At 60.5% G+C, this 26,476-nt stretch carries 19 protein-coding genes; 12 read left to right on the top strand and 7 right to left on the bottom strand.

The features are described 5' to 3' along the window. Positions 1-149 precede the first annotated feature (149 nt). The 6 genes from RHP74_RS02325 to RHP74_RS02350 all read right to left on the bottom strand — a co-directional run bounded on the left by RHP74_RS02325 (position 150) and on the right by RHP74_RS02350 (position 7,659). Entirely contained in the window at positions 150-521 is a 372-nt protein-coding gene (locus tag RHP74_RS02325; RefSeq protein WP_010464454.1) for a gamma-butyrobetaine hydroxylase-like domain-containing protein, read from the bottom strand. Positions 522-600: 79 nt separating this feature from the next. Then, positions 601-1,938: an ATP-dependent protease ATPase subunit HslU gene (gene hslU, locus RHP74_RS02330; RefSeq protein ID WP_010464452.1), complete on the bottom strand. Its 1,338-nt coding sequence runs from the start codon at positions 1,936-1,938 to the stop codon at positions 601-603. Positions 1,939-1,993: 55 nt separating this feature from the next. After that, positions 1,994-2,524, bottom strand: a complete 531-nt coding sequence (gene hslV / locus RHP74_RS02335; RefSeq protein ID WP_007899242.1) for an ATP-dependent protease subunit HslV — start codon at positions 2,522-2,524, stop codon at positions 1,994-1,996. Positions 2,525-2,756: 232 nt separating this feature from the next. Beyond that, positions 2,757-3,464, bottom strand: coding sequence for an SPOR domain-containing protein (locus tag RHP74_RS02340; protein ID WP_010464446.1), 708 nt, complete (start codon positions 3,462-3,464; stop codon positions 2,757-2,759). Between the two features lies 1 nt (position 3,465). Further along, the gene (gene argS, locus RHP74_RS02345) at positions 3,466-5,202 is read right to left on the bottom strand and encodes an arginine--tRNA ligase (RefSeq protein ID WP_010464443.1); all 1,737 of its coding nucleotides are present in this window, start codon (positions 5,200-5,202) and stop codon (positions 3,466-3,468) included. 237 nt (positions 5,203-5,439) lie between these two features. Further along, positions 5,440-7,659, bottom strand: a complete 2,220-nt coding sequence (locus RHP74_RS02350) for a primosomal protein N' (RefSeq protein WP_102593628.1) — start codon at positions 7,657-7,659, stop codon at positions 5,440-5,442. Positions 7,660-7,947: 288 nt separating this feature from the next. Between RHP74_RS02350 and rpmE the strand changes: the two genes are divergently transcribed. The 3 genes from rpmE (at position 7,948) to RHP74_RS02365 (ending at position 10,447) form a co-directional block, all read left to right on the top strand. Continuing rightward, on the top strand, positions 7,948-8,181 hold the full coding sequence (rpmE, locus tag RHP74_RS02355) for a 50S ribosomal protein L31 (protein ID WP_027922104.1): 234 nt from the start codon (positions 7,948-7,950) through the stop codon (positions 8,179-8,181). 14 nt (positions 8,182-8,195) lie between these two features. Continuing rightward, positions 8,196-8,999 carry a thermonuclease family protein gene (locus tag RHP74_RS02360; protein WP_311097608.1) on the top strand — a complete coding sequence of 268 codons (804 nt, stop codon included), beginning with the start codon at positions 8,196-8,198 and terminating at the stop codon, positions 8,997-8,999. Positions 9,000-9,178: 179 nt separating this feature from the next. Continuing rightward, on the top strand, positions 9,179-10,447 hold the full coding sequence (locus tag RHP74_RS02365) for a malic enzyme-like NAD(P)-binding protein (RefSeq protein WP_010464435.1): 1,269 nt from the start codon (positions 9,179-9,181) through the stop codon (positions 10,445-10,447). Positions 10,448-10,702: 255 nt separating this feature from the next. Here the strand turns inward: RHP74_RS02365 and RHP74_RS02370 are convergent, their stop codons facing one another. Further along, positions 10,703-13,147 (bottom strand): penicillin-binding protein 1A, encoded by a 2,445-nt coding sequence (locus RHP74_RS02370; RefSeq protein WP_409201928.1) that lies wholly within the window; start codon positions 13,145-13,147, stop codon positions 10,703-10,705. 217 nt (positions 13,148-13,364) lie between these two features. Between RHP74_RS02370 and RHP74_RS02375 the strand changes: the two genes are divergently transcribed. The 9 genes from RHP74_RS02375 (at position 13,365) to gltB (ending at position 26,415) form a co-directional block, all read left to right on the top strand. Continuing rightward, positions 13,365-14,429 (top strand): pilus assembly protein PilM, encoded by a 1,065-nt coding sequence (locus tag RHP74_RS02375; RefSeq protein ID WP_010464432.1) that lies wholly within the window; start codon positions 13,365-13,367, stop codon positions 14,427-14,429. Continuing rightward, positions 14,429-14,995 (top strand): PilN domain-containing protein, encoded by a 567-nt coding sequence (locus RHP74_RS02380; protein ID WP_010464430.1) that lies wholly within the window; start codon positions 14,429-14,431, stop codon positions 14,993-14,995. Before RHP74_RS02375 ends, RHP74_RS02380 begins: the two co-directional genes overlap by 1 nt. Then, the gene (gene pilO, locus RHP74_RS02385) at positions 14,992-15,615 is read left to right on the top strand and encodes a type 4a pilus biogenesis protein PilO (protein WP_311097613.1); all 624 of its coding nucleotides are present in this window, start codon (positions 14,992-14,994) and stop codon (positions 15,613-15,615) included. The genes RHP74_RS02380 and pilO overlap by 4 nt, the downstream gene beginning before the upstream one ends. Then, positions 15,612-16,139 (top strand): pilus assembly protein PilP, encoded by a 528-nt coding sequence (locus RHP74_RS02390; RefSeq protein WP_010464425.1) that lies wholly within the window; start codon positions 15,612-15,614, stop codon positions 16,137-16,139. Before pilO ends, RHP74_RS02390 begins: the two co-directional genes overlap by 4 nt. A gap of 13 nt (positions 16,140-16,152) precedes the next feature. Then, a complete protein-coding gene (gene pilQ, locus RHP74_RS02395; protein WP_311097615.1) occupies positions 16,153-18,234 on the top strand; it encodes a type IV pilus secretin PilQ in 2,082 nt (693 codons plus the stop codon). 4 nt (positions 18,235-18,238) lie between these two features. Beyond that, on the top strand, positions 18,239-18,757 hold the full coding sequence (gene aroK, locus RHP74_RS02400) for a shikimate kinase AroK (protein ID WP_010464421.1): 519 nt from the start codon (positions 18,239-18,241) through the stop codon (positions 18,755-18,757). A 151-nt stretch (positions 18,758-18,908) separates the two neighbouring features. Next, positions 18,909-20,009, top strand: a complete 1,101-nt coding sequence (gene aroB, locus RHP74_RS02405; protein ID WP_102593630.1) for a 3-dehydroquinate synthase — start codon at positions 18,909-18,911, stop codon at positions 20,007-20,009. Positions 20,010-20,019: 10 nt separating this feature from the next. Then, positions 20,020-21,618, top strand: coding sequence for an AAA family ATPase (locus RHP74_RS02410; protein WP_311097616.1), 1,599 nt, complete (start codon positions 20,020-20,022; stop codon positions 21,616-21,618). Positions 21,619-21,969: 351 nt separating this feature from the next. Then, entirely contained in the window at positions 21,970-26,415 is a 4,446-nt protein-coding gene (gene gltB, locus RHP74_RS02415) for a glutamate synthase large subunit (protein WP_077747616.1), read from the top strand. The last annotated feature ends 61 nt before the right edge of the window (positions 26,416-26,476 follow it).

Below are 26,476 nucleotides of genomic sequence, written 5' to 3' on the forward strand. Positions count from 1 at the left end.
TTACGGCAGAGAGCACTGCAGGGAACTTGCCAGCTCCATTGGTTACCCGAGTTTAATTTTTTTCGCAAGCGGGCCAATCATTGACCCAGGAGCGGAGCATTCAAACAGATGGAATTAGAAAATGCCCTCTAAAGAGCAAGAGGGCTGACCTAGAGCATCAGCTTGACGATGGATTCGTTCGGATCGCGGGTTTTTCCGGCGGCTTTGAGTTCGGCAAGATAATCGTTCCAGAGATCCTCTTGGCGCACGCCCAACTGGTACAGATATTCCCAAGTGAACAGGCCGCTGTCGTGCCCGTCGTCGAAGGTCAATTTCAGTGCGTACTGACCGGCCGGTTCTACCTTGGTCAGGCCTACGCCGATCTTGCCAAATTGCAGGATAGGTTTGCCGTGGCCCTGGACCTCGGCGGAAGGAGAGTGCACGCGAAGGAACTCGGCGGGCAGGTGATATTCCTCGCCGGACGCGTATTTCAGCGACAGGGTTTTCGAGGCTTTGTGCAGTTTGATGTCGGTGGGAAGCATAGGAAGAGCCTCGGGCGGAAAGCTACAAGCTGCAAGCTTAACTCGATAAGCTTGACGCTTGTAGCTTGCAACTTGAGGCTTACAGAATGTAGCGGGACAGGTCTTCGTTCTGTGCCAATTCGCCGAGGTGACTGTTGACGTAATCGGCGTCGATCAGGATCGCCTTGTCGTCATGGGCGCTGGCCAGGTCGCCGGCGCTGAACGACACTTCTTCGAGCAAGCGTTCGAGCAAGGTGTGCAGGCGACGGGCACCGATGTTCTCGGTCTTCTCGTTGACCTGCCAGGCGATCTCGGCAATACGCTTGATGCCGTCCGGCTGGAACTCGATGACAAGGCCTTCGGTTTTCAGCAGGGCGCAATACTGCTCGGTGAGCGACGCATGCGGCTCGCTGAGGATGCGCTCGAAATCTTCCGGCGTCAGCGCCTTCAGCTCGACACGAATCGGCAGGCGACCTTGCAGCTCCGGCACCAGGTCACTTGGCTTGCTCAGGTGGAACGCACCGGAAGCGATGAACAGGATGTGGTCGGTCTTGACCATGCCCAGCTTGGTGTTGACGGTGCAGCCTTCGATCAGTGGCAGCAAGTCACGCTGCACGCCTTCACGGGATACGTCGACGCCACCGGAGTTGCCGCGCTTGGCGACTTTGTCGATTTCATCGATGAACACGATGCCGTGCTGCTCGACCGCTTCCAGCGCCTTGGCCTTCAACTCTTCATCGTTGACCAGGCGGCTGGCTTCCTCGTCACGCACCAGTTTCAGCGCTTCCTTGACCTTGATCTTGCGGTTTTTCTTTTTGCCCTTGCCCATGTTGGCGAACAGGCTCTGCAACTGGTTGGTCATTTCTTCCATGCCCGGTGGCGCGGAGATGTCGACGCCGGCCATTTCGGCGACTTCGATTTCGATCTCCTTGTCATCCAGCTGACCTTCGCGCAGGCGCTTGCGGAACAGCTGGCGGGTGTTGGAGTCGGCTGACGGGGCGTCGTCATTGTTGAAGCCCATGCGTGCCGGTGGCAGCAAGGCGTCGAGGATGCGTTCCTCGGCGGCGTCTTCGGCGCGGTGGCGAACCTTGGTCATTTCCTGTTCGCGCAGCAGCTTGATCGCCGCGTCGGCCAGGTCACGAATGATCGATTCGACATCGCGACCGACGTAGCCGACTTCGGTGAACTTGGTCGCTTCGACTTTGATGAACGGCGCGTTGGCGAGTTTGGCCAGGCGACGGGCGATCTCGGTTTTACCGACACCGGTCGGGCCGATCATCAGGATGTTCTTTGGCGTTACTTCAACGCGCAGCTCTTCGGGCAGCTGCATCCGGCGCCAGCGGTTACGCAGCGCGATGGCGACGGCGCGCTTGGCATCGTCCTGGCCGATAATGTGGCGATTGAGTTCGTGGACGATTTCACGGGGAGTCATGGACATAGTAATTGGCGGTCCTCAAGCAAAAGTGAGCCGTGGCACTAAGGCCGGAACAGGCTTACTCGGCGAGGTCCTGCTCCTCAATGGTGAAGGTGTGGTTGGTGAATACGCAAATGTCGCCGGCGATACCGAGTGCGGTTTCGACGATTTCCCGGGCCGACAGATCGGTTTTCTTCAGCAGCGCGCTGGCGGCGGCCTGGGCGTAACCGCCACCGGAACCCATGGCGATCAGGCCTTCTTCGGGTTCGACCACGTCGCCGTTGCCGGTGATGATCAGTGAGGCGTCTTTGTTCGCGACGGCGAGCATGGCTTCGAGGCGGCTGAGGGAGCGGTCAGTGCGCCATTCTTTGGCGAGTTCGACAGCGGCGCGAACCAGGTGGCCCTGATGTTTCTCAAGCTGGCCTTCAAAACGCTCGAAGAGGGTGAAGGCGTCAGCGGTGGCCCCGGCAAAACCGGCGATGACCTGGCCGTGGTACAGGCGACGAACTTTCTTCGCGTTGCCTTTCATCACGGTATTGCCGAGAGAAACCTGGCCGTCGCCGCCCATGACGACTTTGCCGTGGCGGCGAACTGAAACGATGGTGGTCAAGGGAGAGTCTCCACGCAGCGGGGCGAAAATGCCTTATGCCAACTCATATGGGGGTGGCGATGCGTTTTTCAACTGCGGGGCGGGAGAGGGGACGAGCGGTGTTGCGCGGGGAAGGGTGTGTTGGCTGTTCTGGCGCCTTCGCGGGCACGCCTCGCTCCTACAGGGAATAACGCAATCCTTGTAGGAGCGAGACTTGCCCGCGAAGAACGATAACGCGGTGCCCCTGACGAAATCAGCGGTTCTGGCGTTGTTGTAACAACAGGTTGCTGAAGCCGGCGCCGGACAGTTGTTTCTGCGCCGTGGTCAGCTGTTCGCGATTGCTGAACGGCCCGACCAGCACTCGATACCAGGTTTCATCTTTGACTGTGCCGGATTCAACCGCCACCGCCTGGCCCAGCAGGATGATCTGCGCCCGAACTTTGTCCGCGTCAGCTTCCTTGCGGAACGAACCGGCCTGAAGGAAGAACTTGGTCACCGGGGCCGCTTTGGACACCGGTGGCGCTGGCGGCGGCGTGATCCCTGCCAGTGCCGCCTGGGCTCGCGCGGTATCAATCTTCGCTGCTTGCTCCGGCGTCACCGGCGTGGTCGGAATTGCCGGCACTTGTGGCGTCGGCAGGGTTTTCTCCGGCACGGCATCCGGCGGCACGATCACTTCCGATTCCGGCAGCAGGGTGTAGAAGTCGTACTTCGGCTTCACCGGTTGCGTCGGGCTCGGCGGGGTCTTGTTGGCCTCGGCGATCTTGGTGGCTTTCTGCTGTTCGATCTTCTCGCGCTTGACGCTCTCGCTGCCCTTGCCCGGTTCCAGTTTCATCAGGAACACAATGAACGCGCCGACCGTCAGGCCGATGGCCATCCACAGCCAACCCGGGATCGGTTGCTTTGCAGGAGCTTGGTAACGGCTGGCGCCACGCTTGGGTGCAGGTTTTTTCTTGGCAGCCAACTTACATACGCTCCAGAGTTTCCAGACCCAAGAGTTCCAGGCCTTGCTTGAGAGTGCGGCCGGTCAGCGCGGCGAGGCGCAGACGGCTCTGCATTTGCGCCGGGGTGTCGGCGCTGAGAATCGGGCAGTTCTCGTAGAAGCTGGAGAACAGGCCGGCGACATCGTACAGGTAGGTGCACAGAATGTGTGGCGTGCCTTTTTCGCACACGTTGTTCAGCACTTCGCCAAATTGCGCGAGCTTGGCTGCCAACTCGTGTTCGTGTGCTGCTTCGAGGACGATCTGGCCTTCGACTTCACTGAAGTCCTTGCCGAGTTTGCGGAATACACCGGCCACGCGGGTGTAGGCGTACAGCAGGTACGGAGCAGTGTTGCCTTCGAAGTTGAGCATCAGGTCGAAGTTGAAGCTGTAGTCGCTGGTACGGTGCTTGGACAGGTCAGCGTATTTCACGGCGCCAATGCCCACGACCCTGGCGATGTTGCGCAATTCGTTTTCGGCCAGCTCCGGATTCTTGTCTTTCACCAGGGTGTAGGCGCGTTCCTGGGCTTCGGTCAGCAGATCGATCAGCTTCACGGTGCCGCCATCACGGGTCTTGAACGGACGGCCATCGGCGCCGTTCATGGTGCCGAAGCCCATGTGTTCCATTTCCATCGGGTGCGTCACGAAGCCGGCCTTGCGGGCGACTGCGAACACTTGCTGGAAGTGCAGCGCCTGGCGCTGATCGACGAAGTACAGCGCGCGGTCAGCCTTGAGTTTGCCGCTGCGATAACGCACGGCTGCCAGGTCAGTGGTGGCGTAGAGGTAGCCGCCATCGGCCTTGACGATGATCACCGGCAGCGGGTCGCCGTCGGCGTTCTTGAATTCGTCGAGGAACACGCACTGGGCGCCATTGCTTTCGACCAGCATGCCGGCGGCCTTGAGGTCGTTGACCACGTTGATCAGGTCGTCGTTATAGGCGCTTTCGCCCATCACGTCGGCCATGGTCAGTTTGACGTTCAGCAGTTCGTAGATTTTCTGGCAGTGCGACAGCGAGATGTCCTTGAACTTGGTCCACAGGGCCAGGCAGTCCGGGTCGCCGGCTTGCAGCTTGACCACCAGACCACGGGCGCGATCGGCGAACTCTTCGGATTCGTCGAAGCGTTGCTTGGCGGCGCGGTAGAAGTTTTCCAGGTCGGACAGTTCATCGCTGGTGATCGGGTTTTCTTGCAGATAAGCCATCAGCATGCCGAACTGGGTGCCCCAGTCGCCGACGTGGTTCTGACGGATGACGTCGTCGCCGAGGAACTCCAGAACGCGTGCCACGCCGTCGCCGATGATGGTCGAACGCAAGTGACCGACGTGCATCTCTTTGGCCAGGTTCGGGGCCGACAGGTCGACCACAGTGCGCTGCACCGGGCCTGCTTTGCGCACGCCGATGTGGTCGTCGGCGAGGGCGGCATCCAGGCGAGTGGCCAGGGCATCAGTGTTCTGGAAGAAATTCAGGAAGCCCGGGCCGGCGATTTCGGTCTTGGTGACGTTTTCATCAGCCGGCAGCGCAGCGATGATTTTCTCAGCCAGGTCACGCGGCTTCATGCCGGCCGGTTTGGCCAGCATCATCGCGATGTTGCTGGCGAAGTCGCCATTCTTCTTGTCACGGGAGTTTTCCACCTGGATCGCCGGCGACAGGCCTTCAGGCAACACACCTTCGTTGACGAGTTGGGTGATGGCTTGTTGGATCAGCTGGCGAATGGTGTCTTTCATGGTGTTCTCTTTCGACCGCAAGCGCGGCGGCGCTTCGATGCGCTAGTGGAAAAACTGGGCATTATCCGTTGCGAAGACGGGCTTGCCAACTATAGCGGGCAGGTTATGGATATGTGGTGACAAATCGGGCCTCTTCGCGGGCCAGCCTCGCTCCTACAGTTTTTGTGTCGTTCACAGTATTGGCAAACGACTCTCCCCCTGTAGGAGCGAGCCTTGCCCACGAAGGCAATTGACCAATCAATACAAATCGACGGGATCCACATCCAGCGACCAACGAACCGCCCGCCCGCTCGGCATCTGCTCCAGCGCCAGCAACCAGCTACTCAGCAGCCGATGCAACGGCGCCCGGGCCGTGGCTTGCAACAACAACTGCGCACGATAACGCCCGGCCCGGCGTTCCATCGGAGCCGGCACCGGGCCGAGCAGCTCAATACCGGTCAGATTCTGCTCAGCCAGCAAGCGCTCGGCCTCGCTACACGCTTCATCGAGAAAACCTTCGGCCTGTCCCGGTTTATGCGCTTCGGCCCGCAGCAGCGCCAAATGCGCAAACGGCGGCAATCCTGCCGAGCGGCGTTCGCTCAAGGCCTGTTCGGCAAAGGCGAAATAGCCTTGTTCGGTCAATTGCACCAGCAGAGGATGATCGGCCAGGTGCGTCTGGATAATCACCTTGCCCGGCTCTTCGGCCCGCCCGGCCCGACCTGCCACCTGAACGATCAACTGTGCCATGCGCTCGCTGGCGCGGAAGTCGCCAGAGAACAATCCACCGTCGGCATCGAGAATCGACACCAGCGTTACCCGTGGAAAGTGGTGCCCTTTGGCGAGCATTTGCGTGCCCACCAGAATGCACGGCTGGCCTTTCTGGATGGTGGCGAACAACTGATTCATCGCGTCCTTGCGCGACGTACTGTCGCGGTCGACCCGCAGCACCGGGACGTCCGGGAACAGAATCGCCAGACGCTCTTCTGCGCGTTCGGTGCCGGCACCCACCGGCCGTAAATCGACCTTGCCGCACTTCGGGCAATGCCGCGGCACGCGTTCCACGTAGCCGCAATGGTGGCAGCGCAATTCGCCGGAGCGCTGGTGCACGGTCATCCGCGCATCGCAGCGCTGGCACTCGGACATCCAGCCGCAGTCATGACACAGCAGCGTCGGCGCAAAGCCGCGACGATTGAGAAACACCAGGACTTGCTGGCCAGCCGCCAGCGTCTGGCCGATGGCTTGCTGCATCGGCCCGGAAATACCGCTATCCAGCGGACGGCTTTTCACATCGAGACGCAGGAATCGCGGTTGCTTGGCGCCGCCAGCTCGCTCGTTCAGGCGTAGGAGCCCATACCGACCGGTGTAGGCGTTGTGCAGGCTTTCCAGTGAAGGCGTGGCGGAGCCGAGGACAATCGGGATGTTTTCCTGTCGCGCGCGCACCAAAGCCAGATCGCGGGCGTGATAGCGCAGGCCTTCCTGCTGTTTATAGGAGCCGTCGTGCTCTTCGTCGATGATGATCAGGCCGGGATTTTTCATCGGCGTGAACAGCGCCGAGCGGGTGCCGATAATGATGTCGGCGTCACCGTCCCGGGCCGCGAGCCAGGCCTCGAGGCGCTCCCGATCATTGACTGCCGAGTGAATCAGGGCGATGCGCGCATTGAAACGCTGCTCGAAGCGCGCCAGGGTTTGCGGGCCGAGGTTGATCTCCGGGATCAGGACCAGCGCCTGCTTGCCGGCTTCGAGCGTTTCGCGGATCAGCTGCAGATAGACTTCGGTCTTGCCGCTGCCGGTAACGCCGGCCAGCAGGAACGCATGATAACTGTCGAACCCGGCGCGAATCGCTTCATACGCGGCACGCTGCTCAGGGTTGAGCGGCAACTCCGGTTGCGCCAGCCAATGTTCGTGGCGGGCGCCGGGAGCGTGCTTGCGGATTTCCACCTGCACCAGATCCTTGGCCAGCAACAGATCCAGGCTGTCCTTGCTCAGCATCAGTTTGCTCAACAACTGATGGGCCACGCCGTGAGGGTGCTGGGCCAACGTGGCCAGGGCTTCGCGCTGGCGCGGGGCACGGGCGATACGCGGATCATCCAGGCTGGCACCGGGCGCGGCGGACCAGAAGCGTTCCTGGCGCGCCTCGGCCAATTCGCCCTGGCGCAGCAACACTGGAAGCGCCCAGCTCAAGGTGTCACCGAGGCTGTGCTGGTAATACTGCGAGGTCCACAGACACAGCTTGAACAGTGCTGGCGGTAGCGGCGGGGTGGCGTCGAGCAGGGCCAGCGCCGGTTTGAGCTTTTCCACCGGGACTTCGCTGGTGTCGGTGACCTCCACCAGAATCCCGATCATCTCCCGCCGACCAAACGGCACCCGCAGGCGCATGCCCGGTTGCAACTGGGCGCGCAGGATCCCGGCCGGGGCACGGTAATCGAACAGGCGGCGCAGCGGCGAAGGCAGGGCGAGGCGCAAAATGGCGTCGTGCACGCGGGGATCTCGATAAACGGGCAGTAAAAGAAGTCGGACGCATACTAATTGTGGGAGTGGGCTTGCTCGCGAATGCGTTGGGTCAGACACCTCATCGCTGGCTGGCAGCCCGTATTTGCGAGCAAGCCCGCTCCCACAAGGGGCACATATCAGGCGGGGAGCCTAGCAGACGGTCGGTAGAAGCGACAGCTTGCGCGATTGGCATTGTCTGGTAGAATCCGCGGCCTAATTACGTGCGGTATTCAACAATAGTGTTGAGTGGCGGCACGCTAGCCCGAGGAAGACACCATGAAAGCCGATATCCATCCAACATACGAAGTCACCGCAGTTACCTGCAGCTGTGGCAACAAGTTCGAAACTCGTTCGAACCTGGCCAAGCCTCTGGCGATCGACGTATGCAACGAGTGCCACCCGTTCTACACCGGTAAGCAGAAGACTCTGGATACTGGCGGCCGTGTACAGCGCTTCGCAGACCGTTTCGGCGCTTTTGGCAAAACCAAAGCTCCTGCTGCTGCAGAGTAAGGTTGAAAAGCCCCATGGGCTTTACCTTGCTAACGAAAAAGGCGTCCCTCGCGGGCGCCTTTTTTGTGTCCGCGATTTGGCTGTCCGGCGCCCAGGCCTTCTGCCCGGTGCCGAGCGGGCTTACACCCGTCGCGGTGCAGCGTGTGGTGGATGGCGACACCTTGCGCCTGAGCGATGGCCGCAGTGTGCGCATGATCGGCTTGAATACGCCTGAGCTGGGCAAGCAGGGCCGTTCCGACGAGCCGTTCGCCGTGGTCGCGCGCAAACGCCTGGAAGCGCTGGTGGCGGCCAGCGACGGGCGCGTGGGTTTGCTGCCCGGCAAAGAAAGCAAAGATCATTACGGTCGCACGCTGGCCCATGTTTATGGCGCCAATGGCGCCAACCTCGAAGCGCAGATGCTCGCCGAGGGCCTTGGTTTTCAAGTGGCGGTCGCGCCGAATGTCGATTTGGTCAGCTGTCAGCAAGCCGCCGAACTCAGCGCCCGTCAGGCCGGCCTTGGCCTGTGGCGGCAATCCCCTGTACTGAAAGCGGAGCAGATCAACGCCTCCGGTTTTGCCGTGCTCAGTGGTCGTGTGAGCAAGGTTCAGCGCAATCGCGGCGGAGTTTGGATTGAGTTGCAGGACGCGGTTGTATTGCGCGTTGCACCCAATTTGCTCGGGCAGTTCGATGTTGCATCGCTTGAGCGGCTGAAGGGCAAGCAGATTGAGGCGCGTGGCTGGGTCGTGGATCGATCGCGTCGGGGCGGCTTGAAACCCGGGCAGGCACGCTGGCTTCTGCCGCTGACCGATCCGGCGATGCTGCAAGCGGCGCCCCGATAAAAAATTGTAGACATTTTTTATGGCGATTGTGAACAGTCTATCCCTTGTGTTCCGCGGCTCTTGGCCCAAAGTCGTAGGGCAGGGCGCTTGACAGGGGTGACCGGTCAGTCTTGTGGGGACTTTGCGACACGCGTATCCTCGGCGGTCCGTCTGTCCAACAGTAAAAGCGGAATGCCCACATGTCTGATTTGAAAACTGCCGCTCTCGAATATCATGCCCATCCTCGTCCAGGGAAGCTGAGTGTCGAGCTCACCAAGGCCACCGCTACCGCCCGCGACCTGTCGCTGGCCTACAGCCCCGGCGTAGCCGAACCAGTACGCGAAATCGCCCGCGATCCTGAACTGGCCTACAAATACACCGGCAAAGGCAACCTGGTTGCAGTCATTTCCGATGGCACCGCGATTCTCGGCCTGGGTAACCTCGGCCCATTGGCTTCCAAGCCAGTCATGGAAGGTAAGGGCGTGTTGTTCAAGCGCTTCGCCGGCATCGACGTTTTCGACATCGAAGTCGACTCCGAAAGCCCGCAAGCCTTCATCGACACCGTCAAGCGTATCTCCATCACCTTTGGTGGCATCAACCTGGAAGACATCAAGGCACCTGAGTGCTTTGAGATCGAGCGCGCTCTGATCGAGCAGTGCGACATTCCAGTGTTCCACGATGACCAGCACGGCACCGCAATCGTTACCGCGGCCGGCATGATCAACGCCCTGGAAATCGCTGGCAAAACCCTCGCTGACGCCAAGATCGTCTGCCTGGGCGCCGGTGCGGCCGCCATCTCCTGCATGAAATTGCTGGTGAGCATGGGCGCCAACATCGAAAACATCTTCATGGTTGACCGTACCGGTGTGATCCACTCCGGCCGTGACGACCTGAACCAGTACAAGGCTGTCTTCGCTCACGCGACCGACAAGCGCACCCTGGCTGACGCCCTGACCGGTGCTGACGTGTTCGTTGGCCTGTCCGGCCCGAACCTGCTGAGTGCTGAAGGCCTGAAGTCCATGGCGGCCAACCCGATCGTGTTCGCCTGCTCGAACCCGGATCCGGAAATCGCCCCGGAACTGGCGCACGCCACCCGTGACGACGTGATCATGGCGACCGGCCGTTCGGACTACCCGAACCAGGTCAACAACGTATTGGGCTTCCCGTTCATCTTCCGCGGTGCCCTGGACGTTCGCGCCAAGCGCATCAACGAAGAAATGAAAGTGGCAGCGGCCAACGCCCTGCGCGAACTGGCCAAGCTGCCGGTTCCTCAGGAAGTGTGCGACGCCTATGGCGGCATCAAGCTGGAATTCGGTCGTGAGTACATCATTCCGAAGCCAATGGATGCCCGCCTGATCACCGTGATCTCCGATGCCGTGGCCAAGGCCGCCATCGAGACCGGCGTAGCGACCCTGCCGTATCCGAAGAACTACCCGCTGAAAAGCGTGGATGACGTGTTCAACGGCTAAACCGTTGTAGCGCTTCAACCGAAAGCCCCGGCTCAATTGAGTCGGGGCTTTTTTTTGTCTGTGGTTTTTGTGGTGTCTGTAAGGATCTCTTCGCGGGCAAGCCTCGCTCTTACAGGGGCAAGCGCTGGGAACTTTCCATGTCCGTAGGAGCGAGACTTGCCCGCGAAGAGGCCCTCAAGGACAAAGCAAAACCTGCAGGCCATAAAAAGCCCCGCTCTTCTTGAGAAGGCGGGGCTTTTGCGTTGCGCTGCGCGATCAGAACAGATCGATTGGCGCTGCTTCGTCCGCTGGCAGCGGGCTGCCCGGCGCATTGCCGTTACCCAGCTCATTCACCGACGGAGGCGTGTCCTCGGCCTTGAACAGCTCGAAGTACGCGCCTGGCGTGCCTGGGCTGGCCGCACGGCCACTGACGGGGTCAACCCGCAAACTGAGAATGCCTTCCGGCTCTGGTTGAGTGTGAGGCGGCTTGTCCTTGAGCGCGGCAGCCATGTAGTTCATCCAGATCGGCAGCGCGACGGTGCCACCGAACTCGCGCTTGCCCAGGCTTTCAGGCTGATCGAACCCGGTCCAGACGGTGGTTACGTAATCGGCGTTGTAGCCGGAGAACCAGGCGTCCTTGGATTCGTTGGTGGTACCGGTCTTGCCCGCAATGTCACTGCGACCCAAGGCCAGTGCGCGGCGGCCGGTGCCGAGTTTGATCACGTCCTCAAGCATGCTGTTGAGGATGTAAGTGGTGCGACCGTCGACGATGCGTTCGGCCACGGCCGGCGTTTGCGGGGCAGTGCCGGGTGCGGCTGGAGCTTCCCCTGGAGTCGCATTGACCGTGAATGCCTGGGCGTCGGTCGGTGCGGCGATGCCGTTGGTCACTGCGGCGCCCTGAGGAACGCTCGGCGGGTTGGCGACGAACAGCGTGTCGCCATTGCGGCTTTCAATCTTGTCGATGATGTACGGGCTGATTTTGTAGCCACCGTTGGCGAAGGTGCTCCAGCCGGTGGCGATTTCCATTGGCGTCAGGGTCGCGGTGCCCAGGGCCAGGGACAGGTTGCGCGGCAGGTCCTGCTTGTTGAAGCCGAACTTGCTGATGTAGTCGATGGTGCGATCGATGCCCAGCGCCTGCACCAGACGGATCGACACCAGGTTGCGCGACTTGTACAGCCCTTCACGCAGGCGGATCGGGCCGAGGAAGGTGTTGGTGTCGTTCTTCGGGCGCCAGACCTTGTCCAGGTATTCATCGACGAACACGATCGGCGCATCGTTCACCAGGCTGGCGGCGGTGTAGCCGTTATCCAGCGCGGCGCTGTACACGAAGGGCTTGAAGCTCGAACCCGGCTGACGCTTGGCCTGCATGGCGCGGTTGTAGTTGCTCTGCTCAAAGGCGAAACCACCGACCAGCGAGCGAATGGCGCCGTTCTGCGGATCAAGGGACACCAGCGCGCCTTGCGCTTGCGGGATCTGGCTGAACTTCAGCGAATTGTCCGGTTGGCGCTGCACGCGAATCAGGTCGCCGACCTGAGCCACGTCCGACGGCTGCTTCGGATTGGCGCCCATGCTGTTGGTGTTCAGGAACGGACGCGCCCATTTCATGCTGTCCCAGCCGACGTGTTCTTCGCCGGTGCGGGTCAATACTTGCAGGCCAGTCTTGTCGACCTGAGTGACGATGGCGGGCTCAAGGCTGCTGACGGTCCGCTGTTTGGTCAGTTCGGTGGCCCAGGCCTCGCGAGTCTTGCCCGGCAGGCGCGACTCGGGACCGCGATAGCCGTGACGCTGATCGTAGGTCATCAAGCCTTCGTGCAGCGCGGTGTTGGCCATTTCCTGGAGATTGCTCGGCACCGTCGTGGTCACGCGAAAACCTTCGGTGTACGCATCGCTGCCATAGCGGCCGACCATTTCGGCACGGGCCATTTCAGCAATGTACGGCGCGTTCACTTCCGGCGTCGGCACGTGGTAGCTGGCGTTCAGCGGTTCGTTGATCGCAGTGGTGTAGTCGGCTTCGGTGATTTTGCCGAGCTTGTACATGCGCCCCAGGATCCAGTCGCGACGTTCCTTGCTGCGGGCCGGATTGGCCAGCGGGTTGAAGCGCGAAGGGGCTTTTGGCAGGCCGGCGATCATCGCCATCTGCGCCAGGCTGACATCACGAATCGATTTGCCGTAGTAAACCTGCGCTGCGGCTTCGATGCCATAGGCGCGGTTACCCAGGTAGATCTTGTTGACGTACAGCTCCAGGATTTCGTCCTTGGTCAGCTGCCGTTCGATCTGCAGGGCCAGGAGGATTTCGGTGGTTTTGCGCGAGAAGCTGCGTTCGCTGGTCAGGAAGAAGTTCTTCGCCACCTGCATGGTGATGGTGCTGCCGCCGGACTGGATGTGTCCGCTTTTTACCAACTGGGTTGCAGCGCGCATCAAGCTGCTGGGATCGACGCCGTAGTGGTTGGCGAAATTATCGTCTTCAGCACTTAGTAACGCATTGATGAAATTGGGGGGAATGTCGGCGAAACGGATTGGTGTGCGGCGCATCTCGCCAAATTCTGCGATCAACTTGTTGTCGCTGCTGTATACCCGCAATGGAATCTGCAACTGGATGCTTCGCAGAGCCTCCACAGATGGCAATCCCGGACTAAGGTAAAGAAACGCGCCGCTCAGACCAAGGAGCAGTCCGCAGAAAACGGCGACGATGGACCAACCGAAAAATTTCAGCAGACGAATCAAGGCTTTGGGATATCCAGGGCAAAGAATGAATTGGGCAACAGGGTTCAGATAACAGGGAACGACCCGCGCTTGCAGTAAAAACCGGAAAAAATCGCTGGGCATTATAAGCATTTTTCCGTCGAGGGCGTCATTTGCGCTGCTGTCAAGACGGGTGGTTTGAACGCAATGGGTATTACAGAGTCCGTAAGACACGGATAGTCATAGGGAATTGGTAGTGCTAGGACTCTTCAATAAAAAAGCCAATACGCTTCTGGGCATCGACATCAGCTCCACGTCGGTGAAGTTGCTTGAGCTAAGTCGCCAGGGTGAGCGTTATCGGGTCGAGGCCTATGCGGTCGAGCCCTTGCCTACCAACGCAGTGGTCGAAAAAAATATCGCCGAGCTCGAAGGCGTGGGCCAGGCACTCGCGCGCGTGCTGCTCAAGGCCAAAACCAACCTCAGGAATGTCGCCGTGGCCGTCGCCGGTTCGGCAGTCATCACCAAAACCATCGAGATGGACGCAGGTCTTTCCGACGACGAGATGGAAAACCAGCTGAAGATCGAGGCCGATCAGTACATCCCCTATCCATTGGATGAAGTCGCCATCGACTTCGAAGTCCAGGGCGTGTCGGTGCGTAACCCCGAACGGGTCAATGTGCTGCTGGCGGCCTGTCGCAAGGAAAACGTGGAGGTGCGTGAAGCCGCCCTGGCGCTGGCCGGCCTGACCGCGCGAGTGGTGGATGTCGAGGCCTATGCGCTGGAGCGGTCGTTCTCCTTGCTGGCGGGGCAACTGGCGGTCTCTCAGGAGGGGCTGACCGTGGCGGTGGTCGACATCGGTGCGACCATGACCACCCTGAGCGTGCTGTACAACGGGCGGATCATCTACACCCGGGAACAATTGTTCGGCGGTCGTCAGCTCACGGAGGAAATCCAGCGTCGTTATGGCCTGACCGTCGAGCAGGCGGGGTTGGCGAAGAAGCAGGGCGGGTTGCCGGATGACTACGTCAGCGAAGTCTTGCAGCCGTTTCGCGATGCGCTGGTGCAGCAGGTTTTCCGGTCGTTGCAGTTCTTCTTCGCATCCGGTCAGTACAACGCGGTCGATCACATCCTGCTGGCTGGCGGTACCGCGTCGGTCCCGGGGCTTGACCGCCTGATCGAGCAGCGGTTGGGCACGCCAACCCAGGTGGCCAATCCGTTCTCCGACATGGCATTGAGCAGCAAGGTCAACGCCGGGGCCCTGGCAAGCGATGCGCCAGCACTGATGATCGCTTGCGGGCTCGCCCTCAGGAGTTTCGACTGATGGCACGGATCAATCTTTTACCCTGGCGCGAAGAGCTGCGTGAAGAGCGCCGCAAGCGCTTTTTGCTGGCGCTGGTCGGCGTATTGGTGTGCTCGGTGGGCGCGATTTTTATCGCGGACCAGGTCATCAGCAGCGCCATTGACCGACAAGTGGCCCGTAACGAATACATCGGCAAACAGATTGCCGTGGTCGACGAGCGCATCAAGCAGATCAGCGACCTGAAGTCACGTCGCCAGCAGCTCGTCGAGCGCATGCGCATCATCCAGGACCTGCAAGGTAACCGTCCGATCAGTGGGCGGATTTTCGACCAGTTGGCGCGTACCCTGCCTGACGGGGTGTATTTCACCGAAGTGAAAATGGCCGGAAAAACCCTGTCCATTACCGGTGCGGCGGAATCGAACAATCGTGTTTCGGACCTGATGCGCAATCTGGATGCGTCCGATTGGTTCGATGCGCCGAGTCTCACGGAAGTCAAAGCCACCACCGCCGGTCAGCTGGATCAGGCCAACGTCTTTCAGTTGACCGTCCGTCAGACTCAGCCCGCCGTTGTGGAGGCTGGCAAATGAGCCTCTCGGAATGGTTCGAAAGCCTGCGCAAGATCGACATCAACGATCTGGACACCAACAACATGGGGTCCTGGCCGCCAGCGATCAAGGCCCTGGCGGGCGTCTTGCTCATGGTTCTGGTGTTGACCCTCGGCTACACCTTTTACATCAGCGATCAGGAAGATCACCTCGGACTCAAGCGTGAAGAGGAGTCGACCCTCAAGGAGCAATTCGCGAACAAGGCGCACATGGCGGCAAACCTGGAGCTGTATACCCAGCAGATGAAAGAGATGGAGAACTCTTTTGGCGTGTTGCTGCGGCAATTGCCCAGCGATACCGAGGTGCCCGGGCTGCTGGAGGACATCACCCGCACCGGCCTCGGTAGCGGGCTGGAGTTCGAAGAGATCAAGCTGTTGCCGGAGGTTGCCCAGCAGTTCTACATCGAACTGCCGATCCAGATCACCGTGACGGGTGCCTATCACGACCTGGCGACGTTCGTCAGTGGCGTGGCCGGGTTGCCGCGGATCGTTACGCTGCATGATTTCGACCTTGCGCCGGCCGACCCCGAGGGCGGTCCGAAACTACGCATGAGCATCCTTGCCAAGACCTATCGCTACAACGACAAGGGGTTGCAGAAATGAACCCGATTCGTTGCGTGTCGATGGTTGTGTTGCTCGCCGGCCTGGCCGGTTGCGGCAACGGCAATGACGTTGGCGACCTCGACGCCTTCATGAATGAAGTCCGTCTGCGGCCGCCGGGCAAGATTGAACCAACGCCGACATTCCGGTCTTACCCAACGTTCACCTATAACGCTGCCAACCTGCGCAGCCCGTTTTCTCGGCAGGTCAGGGTCGATCTGGCGGGGCAGAAGCGCGGCTCGCGCAACGTCAAACCCGACCCCAACCGGGCCAGGCAATACCTCGAAGGTTTCAACATCGAGCAGTTTGAAATGGTCGGCACGATCTCCAATGCCACCGGCTCCTTTGCGCTGTTGCGCGGGGCAGGCGGGGTGCATCGGCTGAAAGTCGGCGATTACCTGGGGCGTAACGATGGACGGATCGTCGCCATCAGCGGCTCGCAAGTCGATGTGGTCGAAATCGTTCCCGACGGCGAAGGCGCCTGGCTGGAACGGCCACGAACCATCCCTTTGAAAGAGCACTCATAGTGGAACTCGAATAATGAACAGGATTTTCTCAACCCTCGGTATCTCGCTATGGATAGCGTTGCTGTCGCCGATGGTACAAGCGGCCAACCTCAAAGCGCTGGATGTTGCTGCGCTGCCGGGTGATCGTGTCGAGTTGAAGTTGTCTTTCGATGGCCCGCCCCCACAACCTCACGGTTATACGACCGAGTCGCCGGCACGAATCGCGCTGGATCTGCCCGGGGTGGTCAATCAGCTTTCGAGCAAGAGTCGTGAGCTGGGTGGCGGCAATGCCCGTAGCGCGACGGTGGTGGAAGCCAAGGACCGGACGCGGCTAATCATCAATCTGACCCAGTTGGCCCCGTACAGCGCCCGTGTCGACGGCAACAACCTGATTGTGGTGGTCGGGCAAGGCGCCAATAACAAAACGCCTCGGCCGACTACCCGCGCGCCTCGCGCCGCGACTGCAATGCCCGCCCCGACGAAAGCCTATGCGCCCGTGGGCAAAGCCATTCGCGGTGTGGATTTCCAGCGCGGTACGCAGGGTGAAGGCAATGTAGTGATTGATCTGTCGGATCCGTCCATCGCCCCGGACATCCAGGAGCGCGACGGAAAGATCATCCTGGGATTCGCCAAAACCAAATTGCCAGAACCGTTGCGCGTGCGCCTGGACGTCAAGGATTTCGCCACCCCGGTGCAGTTCGTCAATGCCAGCGCCTCGGGGGATCGGGCCACGATCAGTATCGAGCCCAGCGGAGCCTTCGATTATTCGACCTACCAGACCGACAACAAGCTGACGGTCAGCATTCGGCCAATGACCGTCGACGACCTGCAAAAGCGCAACGCCGAACGTTTTGCCTACACCGGTGAAAAACTCTCGCTGAATTTCCAGGACATCGATGTGCGTTCGGTGCTGCAACTGATCGCCGATTTCACCAACCTCAATCTGGTGGCCAGCGACACGGTGCAGGGCGGCATCACCTTGCGTTTGCAGAACGTGCCGTGGGACCAGGCGCTGGACCTGGTGCTGAAAACCAAAGGCCTGGACAAGCGCAAGATCGGTAACGTCCTGCTGGTGGCGCCGGCCGATGAAATCGCCGCGCGTGAACGTCAGGAACTGGAATCGCAGAAGCAGATTTCCGAGCTCGCGCCTTTGCGTCGCGAATTGCTGCAGGTCAACTACGCCAAGGCCGCCGACATCGCCAAGCTGTTCACGTCGGTGACCAGTGCCGAAGCGAAAATCGACGAGCGGGGTTCGATCACGGTTGATGAACGGACCAACAACATCATTGCCTACCAGACCCAGGACCGACTTGACGAACTTCGTCGCATCGTCGCGCAACTGGATATCCCGGTGCGTCAGGTGATGATCGAGGCGCGAATCGTCGAAGCCAACGTCGACTACGACAAAAGCCTCGGCGTGCGCTGGGGCGGTTCGGTGCAGAACAAGGGCAACTGGAACACATCCGGCGTCAGCAATGGCTCGTCGACCACTATCGGTACTCCGGGCAGCACCAGCACCAACTCGCCGTTTGTCGACCTGGGCGCTGCGGGCAACACCTCGGGGATCGGCATCGCCTTCATCACCGATAACGTGTTGCTGGACCTGGAGCTGACCGCAATGGAGAAGACCGGTAACGGCGAAATCGTCTCACAACCCAAGGTGGTCACGTCCGACAAGGAGACCGCGAAAATCCTCAAGGGCACCGAGATTCCCTATCAGGAAGCCAGTTCCAGCGGTGCCACGTCGGTGTCGTTCAAAGAAGCGTCGCTGTCCCTTGAGGTCACTCCGCAGATCACCCCGGACAACCGGATCATCATGGAGGTCAAGGTGACCAAGGATGAGCCGGATTACCTGAACAAGGTCCAGGATGTACCCCCGATCAAGAAAAACGAGGTCAATGCCAAGGTCCTGGTCAATGATGGCGAGACCATCGTGATTGGTGGGGTTTTCTCAAATACTCAGAGCAAGGTTGTAGATAAGGTGCCATTTCTCGGTGATGTGCCGTATCTTGGCCGCCTTTTCCGGCGTGATGTGGTTTCGGAGAAAAAATCCGAGCTGCTGGTATTTCTCACTCCGCGTATCATGAATAACCAGGCGATTGCTGTGAGTCATTGATTCTGTGCGAAATTTGATTCTTGTTGGACCGATGGGGGCTGGAAAAAGCACCATCGGCCGGTTGCTGGCCAAAGAGCTGCGCCTGCCGTTCAAAGATTCCGATAAGGAAATTGAATTGCGCACGGGCGCCAATATCCCGTGGATTTTCGATAAAGAAGGCGAACCGGGCTTTCGTGACCGCGAGCAGGCGATGATTGCCGAGCTGTGCGGCTGCGATGGCGTGGTGTTGGCGACCGGTGGCGGCGCGGTGATGCGCGAAGCCAATCGTCGGGCGTTGCACGCCGGCGGTCGGGTGGTCTATCTGCATGCCTCTGTCGAGCAGCAGGTCGGCCGCACGTCCCGCGATCGCAATCGCCCCTTGTTGCGCACCGCTGATCCGGCCAAGACCCTGCGGGATCTGCTGGCGATCCGCGACCCGCTGTATCGGGAAATCGCTGACCTGGTGGTTGAAACCGATGAGCGGCCGCCGCGAATGGTCGTGCTCGATATTCTCGAACGCTTGCAGCAACTACCTCCCCGTTAAAGCGAGGCGCGAAATGCGCTATCCTCGGCGTCCTGTCACGACTGCTCATGGTTGTGGCGGATGGCTACCGAACGGCGTCACACCAGCAGACGCCGTGGACATTCGTTAATTCAAGGCAGGACGCCTGATTCCATCTTCACTGTGGGGACACATGCAGACACTCAAGGTCGATCTAGGCGAGCGCAGCTACCCGATTCATATTGGCGAAGGTTTGTTGGATCAGCCGGAACTGCTGGCACCGCACATCCGCGGACGGCAAGTGGCGATCATCTCAAACGAGACCGTTGCACCGCTCTATCTCGAACGTCTGACCCGCAGCCTCGCGCAGTTCTCGGTGATTTCCGTGGTGCTGCCCGACGGCGAAGCCTTCAAGACCTGGGAAACCCTGCAACTGATTTTCGACGGCCTGCTGACTGCACGCCACGACCGCCGTACCACGGTGATCGCCCTCGGTGGCGGTGTGATTGGTGACATGGCCGGTTTCGCGGCTGCCTGCTATCAGCGCGGTGTCGATTTCATCCAGGTCCCGACCACGTTGCTGTCGCAAGTCGACTCCTCGGTGGGTGGCAAGACCGGGATCAACCATCCGCTGGGCAAGAACATGGTCGGCGCGTTTTATCAGCCGAACGTCGTGCTGATCGATACCGCGACCCTCAACACCCTGCCGGCCCGCGAACTCTCAGCGGGGCTGGCGGAAGTCATCAAGTACGGGCTGATCTGCGATGAGCCATTCCTGACCTGGCTCGAAGAAAACGTCGATCGCCTGCGCGCCCTGGACCAGGTCGCCCTGACGTATGCCATCGAGCGTTCCTGCGCCGCCAAGGCTGAAGTGGTCGGTGCCGACGAGAAGGAAACCGGTGTTCGTGCCACGTTGAACCTGGGCCACACCTTCGGCCACGCTATCGAAACCCATATGGGCTATGGTGTCTGGCTTCATGGTGAAGCCGTCGCTGCTGGCACCGTAATGGCTTTGGAAATGTCCGCGCGATTGGGCTGGATCAGCGAGCAAGAACGCGATCGCGGCATTCGCCTGTTTCAGCGTGCCGGCCTGCCGGTCATCCCGCCTGAAGAGATGACTGAAGCCGATTTTCTAGAACACATGGCAATTGACAAGAAAGTGATCGACGGTCGTTTACGCCTGGTGCTGCTGCGCCACATGGGCGAAGCGGTGGTGACCGACGATTATCCGAAAGAAGTTTTACAGGCCACGCTGGGAGCGGATTACCGCGCCCTGGCTCAGCTTAAAGGTTAATAAGATCCCGATGACTAGTTTGCATGCCGACGAGGCTTTCCTCGGCCATTACCAGTTGAGTCATGACCCTTTTGCTCCACGGGTGCCTGGCTTCAAATTCTTCCCGGCCCAGCGCAAACCGGTGCTGGGGCAGCTGCATCATCTGGCGCGCTATAGCCAGTTGCTGCTGGTGGTCACCGGCCCGCAGGGCAGCGGCAAGACCCTGTTGCGCCAGGCCCTGGTGGCCAGCACCAACAAGCAATCGGTGCAAAGCGTGGTGGTTTCCGCCCGTGGCGCTGGCGATGCGGCCGGCGTGCTGCATCAGGTGGCCCAGGCGCTGAACGTTGCCCAGGCGGAGGTCAATGCGATTCTGTCGCAGGTCGTGCAACTGGCGCTGACCGGGCAGGAAGTCTATTTGCTGGTCGATGACGCCGAGCAGCTCGACGAATCCGCGCTGGAGGCCTTGCTGGCCCTGGCCGCCGGTGCGCCGGAAGGTCGTCCGCATGTGTTCCTGTTCGGTGAGTCGTCGCTGATTGCGCAACTGGACGCGCTGAGCCTCGAGGAAGAACGCTTCCACGTCATCGAGTTGCAGCCTTACACCGAAGAAGAAACCCGCGAATACCTGGACCAGCGGCTCGAAGGCGCCGGCCGGGGTATCGAACTTTTTACCGCAGATCAGATCTCTGATATTCACGAAAGCTCCGACGGCTGGCCTGGCAACATCAACCAGGTTGCCCGCGATGCAATGATCGAAGCCATGATTGCCAGCCGCTCAGCGGTCAAGCGTCCAAGTATGGGGTTCAACATGCCGAAGAAACACGTATTGGCGATTTCCGCCGTCGTCGTGGTCGCGGTAGCCGCCGCCTGGTTGATGCCGGGCCGCAGCAAAGCACCGACCGCCGGCGCGCCGGCCAACGAACAGGCGCAACTGCCGCTCGGCCAGGGCACGCCACAACCTAATAGCGGCGGGGCACCTTCCGTCGAATTCGCCGGTAATTCGCAGCCGATGCCATTGCCGCTGGTCGGCAACTCGCAACCGGTCATGCGCGGTCCGCTGGCCGAAGCCGCCGGTGGCATCACCGAAGGCGACGACGGCGTGCCGGTCGAAGGTTCCAGCGCTACACCGCCAACCGTGACCACCACTGCGCCACCGGCGGGCATCCAGCCTGGCCCTGCGCCGACGCCTGCCGCCAAACCGGTGCCTGCGCCGACTCAGGTTGCGACCGCCAAGCCAGTCCCGACTGCGCCAGCCGTGAAGCCGGCCCCAGCGCCAGCCAAGCCAGCCGTCGTGGCCACCGCCAAGCCTGTCGAGAAGCCAGCCGCCGCTCCTGCGAAAGGCGCTGGTGGCACCTGGTACGCCGGGCAGCCTACCAGCAACTACGTGGTGCAGATCCTCGGCACCAGCTCCGAAGCGACTGCGCAAAACTTCGTGAAAGAGCAGGGCGGCGAGTACCGTTACTTCAAGAAAGTCCTCAACGGCAAGCCGCTTTACGTCATCACCTACGGTAACTTCGCCAACCGCGATGCAGCCCTGACCGCCATCAAGGCCTTGCCAGCGAAGGTTCAGGCTGGTAAACCTTGGCCTCGCACTGTCGCCAGCGTCCAACAGGAACTGGCAACAACTCGCTGAAGATTCGGCGGCCTTACCCAGGCCGCCTCTCCAAGCACCTCAAAATTTCTACAAGTGCATGCCGCCTCTACAGGCCGCGTGCCTTGTGGTGTCTGCGTCACAGTAGTCTTTGAGTCGTTGCGGTCAAAATTAAAAAAGTTTTGACTAGCACAGCAGATCGCTTTAAACCTTTCACAAATGCGACATAGATTTGCGACAGTTCGTCGTCAAATTTGTGAGCCTCTGTGTCGCTGTGTACAATGACCACCCTTTTGCCCCCGCTAAAGCCGGCGAACGTTCGGCGCGGAACGCAAGTGGTTGAATTGAAAAGAAATTTGCCTCGAAAAGAGGCAGCCTGGTGAGAAAGTGTCTATGAAAGCAGGTCTGTACCAACCAGATGAATTCAAGGATAACTGCGGTTTCGGCCTGATAGCCCATATGCAGGGCGAGCCCAGTCATACCCTTTTGCAAACGGCCATCGAGGCCCTGACCTGCATGACCCACCGCGGTGGGATCAACGCCGACGGCAAGACCGGTGACGGTTGCGGTCTGCTGATTCAAAAGCCGGACGTGTTCCTGCGAGCCATCGCCCAGGAAACCTTCGGCGTCGAACTGCCCAAGCAATATGCCGTGGGCATGGTCTTCTTCAACCAGGACCCGGTCAAAGCCGAAGCCGCTCGCGAGAACATGAACCGCGAGATTCTGGCCGCCGGCCTGCAGCTTATCGGCTGGCGCAAAGTGCCGATCGATACCAGCGTCCTCGGCCGTCTGGCCCTGGAGCGCCTGCCGCAGATCGAACAGGTGTACATCGGCGGTGAAGGCCTGAGCGACCAGGACATGGCGATCAAGCTGTTCACCTCCCGTCGTCGCTCGTCCGTGGCCAACGCTGCCGATGCCGATCACTACATCTGCAGCTTTTCGCACAAGACCATCATTTATAAAGGCCTGATGATGCCGGCGGATTTGACCGCCTTCTATCCAGACCTCAGCGATCAGCGCCTGCAAACCTCGATTTGCGTGTTCCACCAGCGCTTCTCGACCAACACCCTGCCGAAATGGCCGTTGGCGCAGCCGTTCCGCTTCCTCGCCCACAACGGCGAGATCAACACCATCACCGGCAACCGTAACTGGGCCGTGGCCCGTCGCACCAAGTTCACCAACGATCTGATGGACCTGGAAGAGCTCGGCCCGCTGGTCAACCGTGTCGGTTCCGACTCCTCCAGCATGGACAACATGCTCGAGCTGATGGTCACCGGTGGCATCGACCTGTTCCGTGGCGTGCGGATGATCATTCCGCCTGCGTGGCAGAACGTCGAAACCATGGACCCGGATCTGCGGGCGTTCTACGAATACAACTCGATGCACATGGAACCGTGGGACGGCCCGGCCGGCGTGGTAATGACCGATGGTCGTTACGCGGTGTGCCTGCTCGACCGTAACGGTCTGCGTCCGGCGCGTTGGGTCACCACCAAGAACGGTTTCATCACCCTGGCCTCGGAAATCGGCGTCTGGAACTACCAGCCTGAAGACGTGATCGCCAAGGGACGTGTGGGCCCGGGCCAGATCTTCGCCGTGGACACCGAAACCGGTCAGATCCTCGACACCGATGCCATCGACAACCGCTTGAAGTCCCGTCATCCGTACAAGCAATGGCTGCGCAAGAATGCCCTGCGCATCCAGGCGACCATGGAAGACAACGACCACGGTTCGGCTTTCTACGATGTCGACCAGCTCAAGCAATACATGAAGATGTACCAGGTCACGTTCGAAGAGCGCGACCAGGTATTGCGTCCGCTCGGCGAGCAGGGCTACGAAGCCGTCGGCTCGATGGGCGACGATACGCCAATGGCCGTGCTGTCCCAGCGCGTGCGCACGCCATACGACTATTTCCGCCAGCAGTTCGCGCAGGTCACCAACCCGCCGATCGACCCGTTGCGTGAAGCCATCGTCATGTCGCTGGAGATCTGCCTCGGTGCCGAGCGCAACATCTTCCAGGAGTCGCCGGAACACGCCTCGCGCGTGATCCTAAGCTCGCCGGTCATTTCGCCGGCCAAGTGGCGTTCGCTGATGAACCTGGATCGTCCGGGCTTCGAGCGCGCGATCATCGACCTCAACTACGACGAAAGCGTCGGCCTCGAAGCGGCCATCCGCAACGTCGCCGATCAGGCTGAAGAAGCCGTGCGCTCCGGCCGCACCCAGGTCGTGCTGAGTGACCGCCACATTGCCCCGGGCAAGTTGCCGATCCACGCTTCGCTCGCCACCGGCGCGGTGCACCACCGCCTGACCGAGAAAGGCCTGCGTTGCGACTCCAACATCCTCGTGGAAACCGCCACCGCTCGTGACCCGCATCACTTTGCAGTGTTGATCGGTTTCGGCGCCTCGGCGGTCTATCCGTTCCTGGCCTACGAAGTGCTGGGCGACCTGATCCGTACCGGTGAAGTGCTGGGCGACCTTTATGAGGTGTTCAAGAACTACCGCAAAGGCATCACCAAAGGTCTGTTGAAGATCCTGTCGAAGATGGGTATCTCGACCATTACGTCGTACCGCGGTGCGCAGTTGTTCGAAGCCATCGGCCTGTCTGAAGAAGTCTGTGAGCTGAGCTTCCGTGGCGTACCGAGCCGCATCAAGGGCGCGCGTTTCGTCGACATCGAAGCCGAGCAGAAAGCCCTGGCGGCCGAAGCCTGGAGCCCGCGCAAGCCGATCCAGCAGGGCGGTCTGCTGAAGTTCGTCCACGGTGGTGAATATCACGCGTACAACCCGGACGTGGTCAATACCCTGCAAGCCGCTGTGCAGCAGGGCGACTACAGCAAGTTCAAGGAATACACGGCGCTGGTGGACAACCGTCCGGTGTCGATGATCCGCGACCTGTTCAAGGTCAAGACCCTGGACACGCCGCTGGACATCAGCGAGATCGAACCGCTGGAATCGGTGCTCAAGCGCTTTGACTCCGCGGGCATCTCTTTGGGCGCATTGTCGCCGGAAGCCCACGAAGCCCTGGCCGAAGCCATGAACCGCCTCGGTGCGCGTTCCAACTCCGGCGAAGGCGGCGAAGACCCGGCGCGCTACGGCACCATCAAGAGCTCGAAAATCAAGCAAGTCGCGACTGGCCGTTTCGGTGTAACCCCGGAATACCTAGTCAATGCTGAAGTGCTGCAGATCAAAGTCGCTCAGGGCGCCAAGCCCGGTGAAGGGGGTCAGCTGCCAGGCGGCAAGGTCAACGGTCTGATCGCCAAGCTGCGTTACGCGGTGCCGGGCGTGACCCTGATTTCGCCGCCGCCGCACCACGACATCTATTCGATCGAAGACTTGTCGCAGTTGATTTTCGACCTGAAACAAGTCAACCCGAAGGCCCTGGTCTCGGTGAAGCTCGTTGCAGAAGCGGGCGTCGGCACCATCGCCGCCGGTGTGGCCAAGGCCTACGCGGACTTGATCACCATCTCCGGCTACGACGGCGGCACCGGTGCATCGCCGCTGACGTCGATCAAATACGCCGGTGCTCCGTGGGAGCTCGGCCTGGCCGAAACCCACCAGACCCTGCGCGGCAACGACCTGCGCGGCAAAGTCCGGGTGCAGACCGACGGCGGCCTGAAAACCGGCCTCGACGTGATCAAGGCCGCGATCCTCGGCGCTGAAAGCTTCGGCTTCGGCACCGCGCCAATGATCGCGTTGGGCTGCAAATACCTGCGCATCTGCCACCTGAACAACTGCGCCACCGGCGTCGCCACTCAGAACGAGAAGCTGCGCAAGGATCACTACATCGGGACCGTCGACATGGTGGTGAATTTCTTCACCTACGTCGCCGAAGAAACCCGCGAGTGGCTGGCCAAGCTGGGCGTGCGCTCCCTCGAAGAGCTGATCGGTCGTACCGATCTGCTGGATATCCTCGAAGGCCAGACCGCCAAGCAGCAACACCTGGACCTGACCCCGTTGCTCGGCAGCGATCACATCCCGGCAGACAAGCCCCAATTCTGCCAGGTCGACCGCAACCCGCCGTTCGACAAGGGCCTGCTGGCCGAGAAAATGGTCGACATGGCCACCTCGGCCATCAACGACATGAGCGGCGCTGATTTCGCCCTGGATATCTGCAACTGCGACCGTTCGATCGGCGCGCGGATCTCCGGTGAAATCGCCCGCAAACACGGCAACCAAGGCATGGCGAACGCGCCGATCACCTTCCGCTTCAAAGGGACGGCCGGTCAGAGCTTCGGCGTGTGGAACGCCGGCGGCCTGAACATGTACCTGGAAGGCGATGCCAACGACTACGTCGGCAAAGGCATGACTGGCGGCAAGCTGGTTATCGTTCCGCCGAAGGGCAGCGTCTACAAGACTCAGGACAGTGCCATCATCGGTAACACCTGCCTGTACGGCGCCACGGGCGGCAAGTTGTTTGCCGCCGGCACCGCGGGCGAGCGGTTTGCCGTGCGTAACTCCGGTGCTCACACCGTGGTTGAAGGCACGGGCGATCACTGCTGCGAGTACATGACCGGTGGTTTCGTCTGCGTCCTGGGCAAGACCGGCTACAACTTCGGCTCAGGCATGACCGGTGGTTTCGCCTACGTGCTCGACCAGGACAACAGCTTCGTTGACCGGGTCAACCACGAACTGGTGGAAATCCAGCGGATCAGCGGTGAGGCGATGGAAGCCTATCGCAGCCACCTGCAACGCGTGCTGAACGAATACGTCGAGGAAACCGACAGCGAGTGGGGTCGTAACCTCGCTGAAAACCTCGATGACTATTTGCGTCGTTTCTGGCTCGTCAAACCTAAGGCGGCGAGTCTGAAATCTCTGCTCTCAAGTACTCGTGCGAGTCCGCAATAAACGACGCAGCGGCAAGTCGCAAGCTTCAAGCGCCGAGCTTGAAGCTTGCGCGGTGTGGCGG

The organism is Pseudomonas sp. SG20052 (genome assembly GCF_031766055.1).
GTDB classification, from domain to species: Bacteria; Pseudomonadota; Gammaproteobacteria; order Pseudomonadales; family Pseudomonadaceae; genus Aquipseudomonas; species Aquipseudomonas mandelii.

Coding starts and splice junctions, on each gene's coding strand:
- RHP74_RS02325 (WP_010464454.1), bottom strand. CDS start 521: ATGCTTCCCACCGACATCAAACTGCACAAAGCCTCGAAAACCCTGTCG.
- hslU (WP_010464452.1), bottom strand. CDS start 1,938: ATGTCCATGACTCCCCGTGAAATCGTCCACGAACTCAATCGCCACATT.
- argS (WP_010464443.1), bottom strand. CDS start 5,202: ATGAAAGACACCATTCGCCAGCTGATCCAACAAGCCATCACCCAACTC.
- rpmE (WP_027922104.1), top strand. CDS start 7,948: ATGAAAGCCGATATCCATCCAACATACGAAGTCACCGCAGTTACCTGC.
- RHP74_RS02360 (WP_311097608.1), top strand. CDS start 8,196: ATGGGCTTTACCTTGCTAACGAAAAAGGCGTCCCTCGCGGGCGCCTTT.
- RHP74_RS02365 (WP_010464435.1), top strand. CDS start 9,179: ATGTCTGATTTGAAAACTGCCGCTCTCGAATATCATGCCCATCCTCGT.
- RHP74_RS02380 (WP_010464430.1), top strand. CDS start 14,429: ATGGCACGGATCAATCTTTTACCCTGGCGCGAAGAGCTGCGTGAAGAG.
- pilO (WP_311097613.1), top strand. CDS start 14,992: ATGAGCCTCTCGGAATGGTTCGAAAGCCTGCGCAAGATCGACATCAAC.
- RHP74_RS02390 (WP_010464425.1), top strand. CDS start 15,612: ATGAACCCGATTCGTTGCGTGTCGATGGTTGTGTTGCTCGCCGGCCTG.
- pilQ (WP_311097615.1), top strand. CDS start 16,153: ATGAACAGGATTTTCTCAACCCTCGGTATCTCGCTATGGATAGCGTTG.
- aroB (WP_102593630.1), top strand. CDS start 18,909: ATGCAGACACTCAAGGTCGATCTAGGCGAGCGCAGCTACCCGATTCAT.
- RHP74_RS02410 (WP_311097616.1), top strand. CDS start 20,020: ATGACTAGTTTGCATGCCGACGAGGCTTTCCTCGGCCATTACCAGTTG.
- gltB (WP_077747616.1), top strand. CDS start 21,970: ATGAAAGCAGGTCTGTACCAACCAGATGAATTCAAGGATAACTGCGGT.